This window comes from Paenarthrobacter sp. CAP02 (assembly GCF_040137855.1).
GTDB lineage: Bacteria > Actinomycetota > Actinomycetes > Actinomycetales > Micrococcaceae > Arthrobacter.
The window spans coordinates 136,997-150,923 of record NZ_JBEEII010000003.1; the positions used below are offsets into that span (position 1 = coordinate 136,997).

The window sequence follows — 13,927 nt, forward strand, 5'->3', positions numbered from 1 at the left end:
TGTGCACGCGCGGAAAGCATAAACTGGCTGCCGCACATAGTTTATGCATGACCGGCTGGACGCCCGCCTTATAAACGCCGATTGGATGTTTAAAGCTGCGGTGCTGTTGCCAGCGTCAGCTTTCTGAGGAGACACATTCCATGGCACGTAGCGCCTCCCTGTCCGGATTCCCCGAGTGGCTTCCCCAGGAGCGGTTGGTGGAGCTCCACGTGCTCGATACGCTGCGGAAGACGTTTGAACTGCACGGCTTCTCGTCGATTGAAACCCGGGCCGTCGAAACAGTCGGCCAGTTGCTTCGCAAAGGCGAGATCGACAAGGAGGTCTACGGCCTCAGCCGGCTTCAGGACGACGACGGTGACGCCGCTAAGACGGATCCCAACGCCCTGGCCCTGCACTTCGACCTCACTGTGCCGTTCGCCCGCTACGTTGTTGAAAACGCAGGCTACCTGGCGTTTCCTTTCCGGCGCTACCAGATCCAGAAGGTCTGGCGTGGCGAGCGTCCGCAGGAAGGCCGGGCCCGTGAGTTCACCCAGGCCGACATCGACGTCGTGGGAGACGGCGAGCTGCCATTCCGTTACGACGTCGAAATTGCCCTGGTGATCGCGGAGGCCCTGAGTGCGCTGCCCATTCCGGATTTCCGGCTGCGGATCAACAACAGGAAACTTGCCGAAGGCTTCTATCGCGGCATTGGCCTCACAGACACTGCCGGGGTCTTGCGCAGCATCGACAAGCTGGAAAAGATCGGGGCCGCGAAGGTTGCCGAGCTCCTGAAGACTGAGCTGGGGGCGACGGACGAACAGGCCGGCCTTGCCCTGAAACTGGCAAGTATCCGGACCGAAGACACCTCGTTTGTGGAGCAGGTGCGCGCCCTGGGCATCACCGATGATCTCCTGGAGGAAGGCCTCAACGAGCTGGAGCAGGTCATCCAGGCAGCAGTCCAGCGCGCCCCGGGCAAGGTAGTGGCGGACCTTAGCATCGCCCGCGGCCTGGATTACTACACCGGAACTGTCGTCGAAACGGTGCTGGTTGGCCATGAGCAGCTCGGTTCCATCTGTTCGGGCGGCCGGTACGACGCCCTGGCCAGCAAAGGCAACCGCAAGTTCCCCGGCGTCGGGCTTTCCATCGGCGTGACGCGCCTGGTTTCCCGCATCCTCAGCCAGGAACTGGCAACGGCCTCGCGTTCGGTACCCACAGCAGTTCTCGTGGCCTTGAACACTGACGACAGCTGGGCCGCCGCCCAGGACATCGCAGCGCAACTGCGGGGCCGGGGGATCGCCACGGAAGTCGCCGCCAAAGCCGAGAAGTTCGGCAAGCAGATCAAGTTCGCCGACCGCCGGGGCATTCCTTTCGTGTGGTTCACCGACGACGACGGCAAGCACCAGGTCAAGGACATTCGTTCCGGTGAACAGGTTGATGCCGACCCGTCCACCTGGACGCCGTCGGAAGAGGACCTGCACGTACGGGTCACCACAACCGCCTGATACGCACACAGAGCTTGTCCCGCCTGTGGCGGGAGGCGCGGCCGGGGCGGGTAAACTCGGACGGGACCGCTTTGCAGCGGTCCCGTTAAATTTCATGCTGAAAGGAATGCTGTGCTGCGCACACATGACCTCGGATCGCTTCGCTCCGAGCACATTGGACAAACCGTTACCCTGGCCGGCTGGGTGGGCCGCCGCCGTGATCACGGTGGCGTTGCATTCGTTGACCTGCGTGATGCGTCCGGTGTCGCCCAGGTGGTTGTCCGTGAGGAAGAGGTCTTCCACGGCCTGCGGAACGAGTACGTGCTGCAGGTGACCGGTACGGTCAACAAGCGTCCTGAAGGCAACGAAAACCCGGCCCTGGCGACCGGCGAAATCGAGGTCATCGCGGAGAAGGTTGTTATCCTCAACACCTCCGATGCCCTGCCGTTCCAGATTGACGAGCATGTGGAGGTCGGCGAGGAAGCCCGGCTCAAGCACCGCTACCTGGACCTTCGCCGTCCCGGCCCCGCACGCAACCTACGCCTCCGCTCCGAGGCGAACCGGGTAGCGCGCGATCTGCTGCACCAGCGTGGCTATGTGGAGATCGAAACCCCCACGTTGACGCGTTCGACGCCGGAAGGCGCCCGCGACTTCGTCGTACCGGCGCGTCTGGCCCCGGGTTCCTGGTACGCGCTGCCGCAGTCGCCGCAGCTTTTCAAGCAGTTGCTCCAGGTGGGCGGTTTTGAGAAGTACTACCAGATTGCCCGTTGCTACCGCGACGAGGACTTCCGCGCCGACCGCCAGCCGGAGTTCACCCAGCTGGACATCGAAGCCAGCTTCGTGGACCAGGACGACATCATTGAGCTGGGCGAGGCAATCGTCAAGGCGCTCTGGCAGCTGATCGACGTCGAAATCCCCACCCCGATCCGCCGCATGACGTACCTGGACGCCATGGCCAGGTACGGCTCGGACAAGCCGGACCTGCGTTTCGGCGTGGAGTTGACGGAGCTCACCGAGTTCTTCAAGGACACCAACTTCGGCGTCTTCAAGGCGCCGTACGTGGGCGCAGTAGTCATGCCCGGCGGGGCTTCCCAGCCCCGCCGCACTCTGGACGGGTGGCAGGAATTCGCCAAGCAGCGTGGCCACAAGGGCCTGGCCTACGTCCTCTTCAAGGAAGACGGCGAACTGGCCGGCCCGGTTGCGAAGAACCTCACGGAGGAAGAGCGGGCAGGCCTGGCCGACGCTGTTGGCGCCAAGCCCGGCGACTGCATCTTCTTTGCTGCCGGTGAGAAGTCCGCAGCCCGGGCCCTGCTCGGCGCTGCCCGCGTCGAAATCGGGCACCGCACCGGCCTGATCGATCCCAACGACTGGGCGTTTGTCTGGATCGTGGACGCTCCCATGTTCGAGCCTGCCGCAGCTGCTGTGGCTTCCGGCGACGTCGCTGTTGGTGGCGGACAGTGGACAGCTGTGCACCACGCTTTCACCTCGCCGCGGCCGGAGTACCTGGACACCTTCGACAAGGATCCCGGATCGGCGCTGTCCTACGCCTATGACATTGTCTGCAACGGCAACGAGATCGGTGGCGGGTCCATCCGTATCCACGACCGTGAAGTGCAGGAACGCGTGTTCCAGCTCATGGGCCTGGACAAGGAAGAAGCAGAAACGAAGTTCGGCTTCCTGCTCGAAGGCTTCAAGTACGGCGCACCTCCGCACGGCGGAATGGCCATGGGCTGGGACCGCGTTGTGGCCCTGCTCGCCGGCGTGGAGTCCATCCGCGACGTCATTGCCTTCCCGAAGACCGGCAACGGGTACGACCCCCTGACCGCGGCACCGGCCCCCATCACGGCACAGCAGCGCAAGGAAGCGGGCGTCGATTTCCGGCCCGAGGCCAAGCCTGCCGCCAAGGCGGAAAACAAGTCCGAATAGCACTACGGACGAAGGCCCTTCACTGCGGTGGAGGGCCTTTGGTGTTCCTGCTAACGAAAGGCGTCGAGGCATGCTCGAGCAAGCTCACCTGGAAACGCTCATGGACAAGGCGTGGCCTGCCGTTGAACGCGAAGATACAGGGGAGTGGGTGCTGCGTGCGTCCGAAGGGGTGACGCAGAGGGCCAATTCCGTCTGGCCGCGAACCATCATTGACTCTGCCGACGACGCCCCGGACCTTGCTGCATCCCTCCGCTCCGCGTCTGAGTGGTACCGGCAGCGGCGCCTCCCGCTCATTTTCCAGGTCTTCGACGACCCCCGCAGCGCCGCCCTTAACACCATGCTGGACACGCAGCGCTTCACCAAGCAGTCTGAAACGCGGATCATGGTGCGCGGCCTCGAAGGACTGCACGCGCCCGCTTCCAGCCGGAACGTCGAGCTCAGCGATGAACCAACCGAGGAATGGCTCAGTGTGTGGTGGTCGGTGGATGGTCGCGGAGGTGCAGCAGAACTTGCGGTCGCCCGCCGGATCCTGCTCGGCTGCCCGGCGTTGTACGCGTTGGTAAGGGACGACGACGGCGTACCAGCCGCCGTCGGACGCCTCGCCGTGGCTGATGGCTGGGGCGGTATCTACGGCATGGCGACGACGGCCACGCACCGAAGGCGCGGTTACGGCAGTCTGGTGCTGGCGGCGCTGTTGGACTCCGGTGCCGAGCGCGGACTCCAGGGCTTCTGGCTGCTGGTCACCGCAGCCAACCAGGGCGCGCAGTCACTCAACGCACAGGCGGGCTTCACCAACTACGGCAGCTACCTTTACCGGCAGGCTCCCATCAGGCGTGCCCTCAGCGGCTGCTAGGGGACGGGTTGGTCACGGTAATCCTGATGGCGCACGCCTCCGCGGCTGCTTTCTGGAGGACCGCTTGTTTGGGGTCCTGGATGTCCAGCAGGGCCAGCCGGGTCCGCCCTGCCACGGCCCCCAGGGATGGTTGGGCGAGGACCTGATCCACCAGCCCCTTGTCGCCACCTGGAACGATGTACTCGATCAGGTGACCGGCAAAGACCTCTGCGGCGTATCTGGCGGTGGTCCGGGCGTCGGCGTAGCGCTTGCCACCTTTTGAAGCGAGGACACGCTGGCCGCTGGCCGCCGCGACGGCGAAACCGCCCCGGCGGACCAGGAGGATGCCCAGGCCGCGCTCCTGGGTGGCAAGGGAAGCGAGCCTTTCAATGCTGCTTGCACCCCGCCCGGGCCTTCCGTCCACGGGCCAGGGGGCGCGCAGGAGGGCCATCGCGCCGTCGGACGCCTGCAGGACCAGGCCGTCGTCGACCATCTCTTCCTGCAACGGTCCATGACCGGCAGCGAACCTGTCCACCCATCCGCTGAGCCGCTGGGCCGGTACCAGCGCCAATCGGGTGGTGGTTCCTTGCTGCTTCGGCAGCGGTGTGGAATCGGGGCGGCCCACGTCGATGTCTCCTTTGCTGGAACTATGAGTAGCCTATCCATGTGGAAGATCTCTTTGGTGCCGGTGCTGACAACGACGACGAGTCGGATGACCTGACTGGCATGCCGCATTCCCTCAGTGCGCCGTCAGACGCCCACTGGATGGCTTCCCAGCGCAGCCCCCTGGCTGTGCGGATGCGGCCCCGCACCCTGGATGACGTCGTGGGACAGCAGCATTTGCTGGGCCAGGGTTCACCGCTTCGCCAGCTGGCCGCCGGTGCCGAAGCGGCAGGCCCCGCCGGACCCAGCTCAGTGATCCTCTGGGGGCCACCAGGAACCGGAAAGACAACCCTCGCGCATGTCATTGCCCGCGGTCCGGGCCGTAAGTTCGTGGAATTGTCGGCCATCACTGCCGGGGTCAAAGACGTCCGGCGAGTCATGGACGAGGCCCTGACCGCCCGGGACCTCTACAAGAAGACCACCGTCCTCTTCCTTGACGAGATCCATCGCTTCAACAAGGCGCAACAGGATGCGCTGCTGCCCGGCGTCGAGAACCGCTGGGTGGTGCTTGTGGCCGCCACTACCGAAAACCCTTCGTTCTCGGTGGTGTCGCCCCTGCTTTCCCGATCACTCCTGCTGACGTTGAAGCCACTGACCGACGACGACATTTCAGGACTGCTGCAAAAGGCGGTGGTTGATGCCAGGGGCTTGGCTGAACGGGTGACGCTCAGTGACGAGGCTTTGGACCACCTGGTGCGCCTGTCCGGTGGTGACGCCAGAAGGGCCCTGACGGCCTTGGAAGCTGCCGCCGGCGTGGCATTCGGTGACTCCGCAGCCGAGGACGACGGCGAGTCCGCGGACCCAGTGGTGGTGGAGCTGCGCCACACCGAGCGGGCCCTCGACGCTGCCGCGGTGCGCTATGACCGGGCCGGAGACCAGCACTATGACGTAGCGAGCGCGTTCATCAAATCCATCCGCGGCTCCGACGTCGACGCCGCCCTGCATTACCTGGCGCGCATGCTTGAGGCCGGCGAGGACCCGAGGTTCGTGGCCCGCCGCATCGTCATTTCAGCAGCCGAGGACATTGGCATGGCAGATCCGACGGCGCTGCAGACAGCCGTGGCTGCTGCGCAGGCCGTCCAGTTGATCGGAATGCCGGAAGGTCGGATCGTCCTCGCGGAAGCTGTGGTCCACCTGGCCACCGCGCCCAAGTCCAATGCCGCGTACATGGGATTGAATAAGGCAGTTGCCGATGTCCGGGCCGGATACGGCGGTGGAATCCCCATGCATCTGCGGGACGCGCACTATCCCGGGGCCAAGCAATTGGGCCATGGAAAAAGCTATAAGTACGCGCACGACGAGCCCCACGGCGTCGCGCAGCAGCAATACCCACCCGACGACCTGGTGGGAAAGGACTATTACGAGCCCACCAACAACGGCGCCGAACGCGATATCGCAGCGAGGTTGGAGCGGCTCCGCAAGATCGTGCGTGGTGAGTAGCGGCCAGGACCAGCCAGGGGCCGGCGTTGCTGCCGTGCGTGGTAGGATGGATCCTTGTCTGGCATGGCCCGACGCACAATCCCTTTGAAGATTTCTTCCATAGTGCTGTGCGCCCGGGCTAGTAGCAAGAGGCAGCGGTTGGCCGATGCTCTCCCTGATGGAGGCCAGTAACACTGACACACCGCAGTAAATTGGAAGGACACAAGTGGCTAACAACACTCGTGCTCGCCGTACCGCACGCCTTTCGCGTGCACTCGGCATTGCTCTGACCCCCAAGGCCGCCAAGTACATGGAGCGCCGCCCGTACGGCCCCGGTGAGCATGGCCGTGCCCGCAAGAAGCAGGACTCCGACTACGCCGTACGTCTGCGCGAAAAGCAGCGCCTGCGCGCCCAGTACGGCATCCGCGAAGCCCAGATGACCCGTGCCTTCGAAGAAGCACGCCGCACCAAGGGCCTGACCGGTGAAAACCTGGTTGAGCTGCTCGAAATGCGTCTGGACGCCCTGGTGCTCCGTGCAGGCTTCGCCCGCACCATCGCACAGGCCCGCCAGTTGGTTGTGCACCGCCACATCATGGTTGACGGTGTTCGCGTGGACCGTCCGTCCTTCCGCGTTGGCGAAGGCCAGCTCATCCACGTTCACAGCCGCTCCGAGGTTATGCCCCCGTTCCAGGTGGCAGCTGCTGGTGCACACGTCCTGAACAACGTTCCGGCTTACCTGGACGTCAAGATCGACGCCCTGCAGGCACGCCTGGTTCGCCGTCCCAAGCGCTCCGAGGTCCCCGTGATCTGCGAAGAGCAGCTCGTCGTCGAATTCTACGCACGCTAAATCCAAGCAGCGTATACAAAGAAGCCCGTGGCAGCCGCCGCGGGCTTCTTTGTATCCCGGGTGCCCGCCCTTTGTAGGTAAGGTACTGGGGGAGGCCTTGGCCGCGCCGGGAACCGGTGGGTGCAGGGCAGCGCAACGATCCTAGGAGAAGAGTTCTATGTCTGGTGGCGACATCGCCGGCCTCATCGCAGCGGGAGTGTTCGCGCTCCTCGTCCTGCTGTTGGCCGTGCCCATCTTGAAGCTGGGCGGCGTTTTTGACGAAGTCCGCACCTCCATCCGGCTCATCAGCGACGGCGCTACGCCCCTGATGGACGAAGTGACCGCCACGGTCACCACCACCAACCAGCAGCTCAAGAAAGTTGACGGGATAGCTTCCAATGTCTCCGATGCCTCGGCCAACATTTCGGCGCTTTCGTCGCTGGTTGCTGCCACTGTGGGCTCACCGCTGATCAAGGTGGCGGCATTCAGCTACGGCGTACGTTCAGCATTCGCTGGCCGCCGCACACCGTCCTCCGGCCGCCGTAGCCGCTGAATCAACGGGAGAAACCGATGAAAAGAATTGTCTGGATGGGTATCGGCGTCGCCATCGGCGTCATAGCGTTCCGCAAAGTCACGCAGGCACAGGCCAATCTCGGCCCGGAAGGGCTGAACCGCGCCGTAGGCCGCATGGCCGACGGCCTCTTTGATTTTGCCGATGCGGTCCGAACCGGCATGCACCAGCGCGAAGAGGATTTGCGGACTGCGCTGGGAATCCAGGACGACGGGGCAGGCCGCCGCTAGCGGGAGCGGTTCGCTCCCGCGCCCGCAACAGGGCAGAATGGAAAGCTGCGGAACGGCACCAGCCGGTCCGCGCACATCGTGTGCAGTGAATTGAGAAGGGTAAGTAATCAGCTAATGAAGTCGCAGGAGATCACCAAGCGCTGGGTGGACTTTTTTGTCAGCAAGGGCCACACCGCCGTTCCCTCCGCGTCGCTCGTTTCCAGCGACCCGTCGCTTCTCTTCACTGTGGCCGGGATGGTTCCCTTCATTCCGTACCTGACCGCCCGCGAGGAGCCGCCCTACAGCCGCGCCACGAGCGTGCAGAAGTGCATCCGTACCGGTGACATCGAGGAAGTCGGAAAGACCGCCCGCCACGGCACGTTCTTCCAGATGTGCGGCAACTTTTCCTTTGGGGACTACTTCAAGGAAGACGCCATCAAGTTTGCGTTCGAGCTGCTGACCAGCAGCGTCGACGACGGCGGCTACGGACTCCCTGCCGAGCGCCTGTGGGTGACGGTTTACGAAGAGGACGACGAAGCCAAGGAACTCTGGCTCAAGAACACCGGCATTCCGGCTGAGCGCATCCAGCGCATGGGGAAGTCGGACAATTACTGGCACACCGGCCAGCCGGGTCCGGCGGGTCCGTGCTCGGAGATCTACTACGACCGTGGACCGGCCTACGGGATTGAGGGTGGCCCACTGGCCGATGAAACCCGATACATCGAAATCTGGAACCTGGTGTTCATGCAGTACCAGATCGAAAATGTGCGTTCCAAGGTCGATTTCGACATCGTGGGCGAACTGCCCAACAAGAACATCGACACCGGCCTGGGCATGGAACGTCTTGCAATGATCCTGCAGGGCGTCGAGAACATGTACGAGACCGACCAGGTCCGTCCCGTCATCGATAAAGCCGCTGAGTTGTCCGGCCGCGAGTACACCTCCGCTGAGACTCCCGAGGATCCCCACCACACGGACGACGTCCGTATGCGCGTGGTCGCCGATCACATCCGTTCGGCCTTGATGCTGATCGCTGATGGCGTTGCTCCGTCCAATGAGGGCCGCGGCTACGTGCTGCGCCGCCTGATCCGCCGCGCCGTCCGCGCCATGCGCCTGCTGGGCGTGGAGAAGGCCTGCCTGCCGGACCTCCTGCCCGCCTCCCGCGACGCCATGAAGGGCGTCTACCCCATCGTTGACACGGACTTCGCGCGGATCAGCCGCATCGCGTACGCCGAAGAGAAGGCGTTCCTGCGCACCATCGCATCCGGAACTGCGCGCCTGGAAGATGCGGTGGCTGAGTCCAAGGCTGCTGGCGTTCCACTCTCGGGCGCCGATGCTTTCGCCCTCCACGACACCTACGGTTTCCCGATCGACCTGACGTTGGAAATGGCTGAAGAGGCCGGCCTCAAGGTGGACGAGGCAGGCTTCCGCGCGCTCATGCTCGAGCAGCGCCAGCGCGCCCAGGCAGATGCCAAGGGCAAGAAGGGCGGCCACGCCGACCTCAGCGCGTACCAGGAGCTCCTGGGCAAGGGCGAAACCGTCTTCACCGGTTACGACGAACTCGAGGGCGAGGCAAAGGTCCGCGGCATCGTCAGCGGCGGACGCGCGGTGGCACATGCGTCCACCGGTGACGAAATTGAGCTGGTCCTCAACGAGACCCCGTTCTACGCAGAAGCCGGCGGACAGTCCGCTGATACAGGCCTCATCACCGGCGATGGCTTCGTGGTGGAGGTCCTGGATGTCCAGCGCCCGATCAAGGGCCTGAGCGTGCACAAGGCGATTGTCCGCGAAGGTGAGATTGGCTCCGACGCGTTGGTGCGCGCCGCCGTCGACCGTGAACGCCGCCACGCAGCCGAACAGGCGCACACAGGCACCCACATCGTGCACGCCGCCCTGCACCAGATTCTTGGCCCGGAAGCCACCCAGCGTGGTTCCTACAACAAGGCAGGCTACCTGCGCTTCGACTTCGCCTGGGGTGAAGGCCTGAGCACGGCTACGCGGTCGGAAATCGAAGAAGTCTCCAACATCGCCATCCGGAACAACTTCCGCGTGGATACCAAGGTGATGGGCCTTGCTGAGGCCAAGGCGCTGGGCGCCATGGCACTCTTCGGCGAGAACTATGGCAGCGAAGTGCGCGTCGTGGAGATCGACGGCGCGTGGTCCCGTGAGCTGTGCGGTGGTACCCACGTGTCCAACACCTCCCTGATCGGCAGCCTTTCGTTGCTGGGAGAGCAGTCGGTTGGTTCAGGAAACCGCCGTGTCGAGGCCTTCGTGGGCCTGGACGCGTTCCGTCACCTGGCAGCAGAGCGTGCGTTGGTCAACGAGCTCACCGAACTGCTGAAGGTGCCTTCCGGGCAGCTCGCGGACCGTATCTCCAGCACCCTGAGCAAGCTCAAGGCCACGGAGAAGGAACTTGACCGGCTTCGCAAGGAGCAGCTCACGGCAGCTGCGGCCAACCTGGTGGGCACGGCAAAGGATGCAGCGGGTGTGCGTGTTATCGCCCACGACGCCGGCCAGGTGGGTGGTGCGGACGATCTGCGCAACCTTGCCCTGGATCTGCGTAACCGTTTGGGCTCCGACGCTGCCACAGTGGCCGTCGCAGGTGTCAGCAATGACCGTCCTGTCATCCTGATTGCCACGAACGAGGCCGCCCGCGAGGCAGGCGTAAAAGCCGGCGCCTTGGTTCGCACGGCTGCCGGCATCCTCGGCGGTGGCGGCGGCGGCAAGGATGACGTCGCCCAAGGCGGCGGCACCGACGCTGGGAAGGTCCCTGAGGCCCTCACAGCGGTGGTGGACGCGATAGCCAAGCGCTGACGGTGGCTGCGAGTACGAACAATGGCGTCTACCCCCGGGGCATCAAGCTGGGGGTAGACGTTGGCACCGTCAGGGTGGGCTTGGCGATCTGCGATCCGGACGGAATCCTGGCGACCCCGTTCAAAACGGTGAGCCGGAACGCCAAGAAGAACACCGACGTCCGCGTCATCGTCAAGCACGCCCTGGAGTTGCCGGCAGTGCAGATATTTGTTGGCCTTCCCCGCACCATGAAAGGTGAGGAACGCGCGTCAGCGCAGATGGCCACAGATTACGCAGAACTCCTGGCCGGCGAGCTTCTCCTCGCCGGTTCGGACATCCCTGTGGCCCTGATTGACGAGCGTCTCAGCACCGTTACGGCTCACCGCAACCTGCACGAAGCTGGCATGAGCAGCAAGAACCACCGTAAAGTGGTTGATCAGGTTGCTGCTGCTGGGATACTCCAGCAAGCAATCGACATGCAAAAAGCCAGAGGAACGGACGTTGGTCGCCGAGTGCAGGCACCGGCGCAGTCCACAAAGCCCGGCAGTGCCCCAACGCTGCAGGCTGCCTCCGGCAGTGAACCCGATTCTTCTACGAGGGGACTGCAACTGTGAGCCCGGTCAACAACGACCCCTCCACCGGTGCTGCGGGCGGCGGCATGCCGCTGACCCGCAAAGAGCTGCGCGCGCGGGAACGATTCCTCGCCACCCAGAACCACAACGTGGTACCCGTTCCTGAAGCCACGCCCGGTGAAACTGACCCGCCTGCCGACGTCGAGCTGCCGCGACCCGTTCCCGCGGTTCCTCCGGCCCCCGCTGCTCCACCGGTGCCGGTCGCGCGTCCGGAAGCTGCCAAGCCACCCGTTCCATTGGTGCAGCCTGAGCCTGCTGCGCCGGCCGCCCCCGAAGCACGCCCCGCATCTGAGGCAAATCCCGCAGCTGAAGCACATCCCGCAGCGCCGGAGACGGCTCCCGCCGCGGTGGCCTCCGTTGACGGGCCAGAGGCTGAAGCCCACGTGCCGCAAACGGAAGAAGGGGCACACCACGACGAAGCTGGGCACGAAGATCCGGAGCAGGCGCACCTTGCACACATAGATCACGAACCCCAGCACCACGAACATGAAGGCGACGTGGAGCACGCCGAGCATGCAGCGCTCCTCGTTGACCACCACGAGTACGCAGACCACGCTTTCGATGTCCACGCTGATCATCATGATGACCAACACCACGTTGACCACCATGAGGACCATCACGACCTCATTGCCCCCGTTCTTGCCCCGGTGGAAACCCCGGGCTCCAAGGCTGCGGCGAAGAAGGCGCGTCGCCGCCGTCGTGTTCTTGCCCTCCTGATCACGCTCGGCGTGTTCGTCGCCGCGATTGCCATAGGAGCCCAGTTCCTGAAGCCTTTGCTGGGGATGGACAAGGTCACCGACTATCCAGGTCCCGGTACCGGATCGGTGAAGATTACGGTGGCCGAAGGCTCCGGGCCGAAGATTGTGGCCAACACCCTGGTGCAGAACAAGGTCGTCGCTGATGCCGACTCCTTCGTCAAGGAGTTCATGAGCGAAGGTGCCGAGTTGTCGCCGGGCGAGTTCACGTTCCGTACGGAGATGAAGAACTCCGATGCTGTGGCCGTCCTCGCCAATAAGGACGCTTCAAAGGTCATGTATTTCGCGCTGAGTGCGGGCCTGCGGATCACTGAATCCCTGGAGGCCATTTCCAAGGGATCAGGCATTCCCTTGCAGCAACTCAACGCCTTGAACCAATCGCCGGCGCAGTTCGGCGTGCCTGCCAAGGCCAAGAACCTTGAGGGCTTCCTGGCTCCCGGGGAGTACCGGTTCGATCTCGGGACCTCTGGAAAGGACATCCTCCAGAAGCTGGTGAACACCACCCTGGACGAGCTGAAGTCCCAGGGGATCACCGATCCCGCCAAGCAGTACGACACCGTGACCATCGCGAGTATCGTGCAGGCCGAGGGTGGCCAAGCGGACTACGGAAACGTGGCCGGCGCGATCTACAACAGGCTCAAACCCAACAACGTCGAAACCAGTGGGCTTATCCAGTCCGATGCCACGGTGACATACGGGTTGGGCAGGAAATCCTTCCATGTCACGGAAGAGGAGAAGGCCGACAAGTCCAACCCGTACAACACGTACGCGAATGTTGGGCTGCCTGTGGGTCCCATCGGGTCACCGGGAAAGACTGCGATCGACGCTGCGGCCAAACCGACCCCTAATGACTACCTGTACTGGGTGACGATCAACCTGGACACCAAGGAGACCAAGTTCTCCAAGACGCTGGCTGAGCACTTGACCTATGTGGAGCAATACAACGCATGGTGCCAGGCCAACGCGGGACGGTGTGTGTGAGTCGTCGTGCAGCAGTCCTGGGGCATCCGATTTCACATTCGAAGTCCCCAGCGCTGCACACCGCCGCCTACGCCAAGCTCGGCGTGGACATTGACTACTCGGCCATTGACGTGACGGTTACCGCCCTTCCGGAGTTCATGGCATCGCTGGTCGGCGACGAATCATGGTGCGGTTTGTCGGTGACCATGCCGCTGAAGTCGGCCATGGTCCAGGAAGTTGACGAAGTCCGCGGGGCGGGCGCCCAACTGGGCGTCATCAACACCGTGGCTTTCGAGAACGACGGCGGGACGGTGCGTCGTGTGGGTTACAACACTGACGTCGCTGGGATTGTCGAGTCGGTCCGGTACGCCGGTGTTGCCTCCACTCCGCATGCCGCCATCCTCGGTGGTGGAGGCACCTCCGCCGCGGCCGTCGCCGCTGCCCGCGAACTTGGTGCCGGGCATGTGGACGTTTTCGTCCGTGACGCAGGACGGGCCGGCGAAGCGGAAGCTGCTGCGGCCGCCGTCGGAATGTCGATTGCTGTCCGGCCGCTGACGCAAGCAGCCACCGCCATTGCCGGAACGGATCTGGTGATCTCGACCTTCCCGCCTCGTGCGGCCGACTCATTGGCTGAGGAGCTTGCGGCATTGCCCGGAACCGGGGCCGGTGTGCTCCTGGATGTCGCGTACGATCCCTGGCCGAGCCGCCTGGCCGAAGTGTGGCGCGGCCATGGGGGAGCGGTGGTTCCCGGGCTGGAGATGCTGATGTACCAGGCGGCGGAACAGATCAGGCGCTTCAGCGGCTGTGACGTGGACGCCGCCGTCATAGATGTGATGTGCGACTCAGTCGGGCTTCCCCGGCGGGTGTTCTAGAAGCCTTAC

At 64.1% G+C, this 13,927-nt stretch carries 12 protein-coding genes; 11 read left to right on the forward strand and 1 reads right to left on the reverse strand.

Annotated elements, in window-relative coordinates; translation table 11 throughout:
- The first annotated feature begins 140 nt into the window (after nt 1-140).
- The 3 genes from hisS (at nt 141) to ABHM97_RS06260 (ending at nt 4,239) form a co-directional block, all read left to right on the forward strand.
- Nucleotides 141-1,481, forward strand: a complete 1,341-nt coding sequence (gene hisS / locus ABHM97_RS06250; protein ID WP_349469982.1) for a histidine--tRNA ligase — start codon at nt 141-143, stop codon at nt 1,479-1,481.
- A 111-nt stretch (nt 1,482-1,592) separates the two neighbouring features.
- Nucleotides 1,593-3,386, forward strand: a complete 1,794-nt coding sequence (aspS, locus tag ABHM97_RS06255; RefSeq protein WP_349469983.1) for an aspartate--tRNA ligase — start codon at nt 1,593-1,595, stop codon at nt 3,384-3,386.
- 70 nt (nt 3,387-3,456) lie between these two features.
- The gene (locus ABHM97_RS06260) at nt 3,457-4,239 is read left to right on the forward strand and encodes a GNAT family N-acetyltransferase (RefSeq protein WP_349469984.1); all 783 of its coding nucleotides are present in this window, start codon (nt 3,457-3,459) and stop codon (nt 4,237-4,239) included.
- Here ABHM97_RS06260 and ABHM97_RS06265 read toward each other — a convergent pair.
- Nucleotides 4,226-4,843 carry a Vms1/Ankzf1 family peptidyl-tRNA hydrolase gene (locus tag ABHM97_RS06265; RefSeq protein ID WP_349469985.1) on the reverse strand — a complete coding sequence of 206 codons (618 nt, stop codon included), beginning with the start codon at nt 4,841-4,843 and terminating at the stop codon, nt 4,226-4,228. The genes ABHM97_RS06260 and ABHM97_RS06265 overlap by 14 nt on opposite strands.
- Before the next feature lie 41 nt (nt 4,844-4,884).
- Between ABHM97_RS06265 and ABHM97_RS06270 the strand changes: the two genes are divergently transcribed.
- The 8 genes from ABHM97_RS06270 to ABHM97_RS06305 all read left to right on the forward strand — a co-directional run bounded on the left by ABHM97_RS06270 (nt 4,885) and on the right by ABHM97_RS06305 (nt 13,918).
- Nucleotides 4,885-6,321, forward strand: a complete 1,437-nt coding sequence (locus ABHM97_RS06270) for a replication-associated recombination protein A (protein WP_235520758.1) — start codon at nt 4,885-4,887, stop codon at nt 6,319-6,321.
- A 205-nt stretch (nt 6,322-6,526) separates the two neighbouring features.
- On the forward strand, nt 6,527-7,147 hold the full coding sequence (rpsD, locus tag ABHM97_RS06275) for a 30S ribosomal protein S4 (protein ID WP_142939071.1): 621 nt from the start codon (nt 6,527-6,529) through the stop codon (nt 7,145-7,147).
- 157 nt (nt 7,148-7,304) lie between these two features.
- Nucleotides 7,305-7,679 carry a DUF948 domain-containing protein gene (locus ABHM97_RS06280; RefSeq protein ID WP_235520756.1) on the forward strand — a complete coding sequence of 125 codons (375 nt, stop codon included), beginning with the start codon at nt 7,305-7,307 and terminating at the stop codon, nt 7,677-7,679.
- Nucleotides 7,680-7,696: 17 nt separating this feature from the next.
- A complete protein-coding gene (locus tag ABHM97_RS06285; protein ID WP_349469986.1) occupies nt 7,697-7,927 on the forward strand; it encodes a hypothetical protein in 231 nt (76 codons plus the stop codon).
- A gap of 114 nt (nt 7,928-8,041) precedes the next feature.
- Nucleotides 8,042-10,720, forward strand: a complete 2,679-nt coding sequence (gene alaS / locus ABHM97_RS06290) for an alanine--tRNA ligase (RefSeq protein WP_349469987.1) — start codon at nt 8,042-8,044, stop codon at nt 10,718-10,720.
- 2 nt (nt 10,721-10,722) lie between these two features.
- Complete coding sequence (gene ruvX, locus ABHM97_RS06295) at nt 10,723-11,313, forward strand: Holliday junction resolvase RuvX (protein WP_257367993.1); 591 nt, start codon at nt 10,723-10,725, stop codon at nt 11,311-11,313.
- Nucleotides 11,310-13,067 (forward strand): endolytic transglycosylase MltG, encoded by a 1,758-nt coding sequence (gene mltG / locus ABHM97_RS06300; RefSeq protein WP_349469988.1) that lies wholly within the window; start codon nt 11,310-11,312, stop codon nt 13,065-13,067. Before ruvX ends, mltG begins: the two co-directional genes overlap by 4 nt.
- A complete protein-coding gene (locus tag ABHM97_RS06305) occupies nt 13,064-13,918 on the forward strand; it encodes a shikimate dehydrogenase family protein (protein ID WP_349469990.1) in 855 nt (284 codons plus the stop codon). Before mltG ends, ABHM97_RS06305 begins: the two co-directional genes overlap by 4 nt.
- Nucleotides 13,919-13,927: the final 9 nt, after the last annotated feature.

What these genes read in the sequence shown, in the direction of transcription:
- ABHM97_RS06260 (WP_349469984.1), top strand. Translation starts at nt 3,457, where the DNA reads ATGCTCGAGCAAGCTCACCTGGAAACGCTCATGGACAAGGCGTGGCCT.
- ABHM97_RS06285 (WP_349469986.1), top strand. Translation starts at nt 7,697, where the DNA reads ATGAAAAGAATTGTCTGGATGGGTATCGGCGTCGCCATCGGCGTCATA.
- alaS (WP_349469987.1), top strand. Translation starts at nt 8,042, where the DNA reads ATGAAGTCGCAGGAGATCACCAAGCGCTGGGTGGACTTTTTTGTCAGC.
- ABHM97_RS06280 (WP_235520756.1), top strand. Translation starts at nt 7,305, where the DNA reads ATGTCTGGTGGCGACATCGCCGGCCTCATCGCAGCGGGAGTGTTCGCG.
- hisS (WP_349469982.1), top strand. Translation starts at nt 141, where the DNA reads ATGGCACGTAGCGCCTCCCTGTCCGGATTCCCCGAGTGGCTTCCCCAG.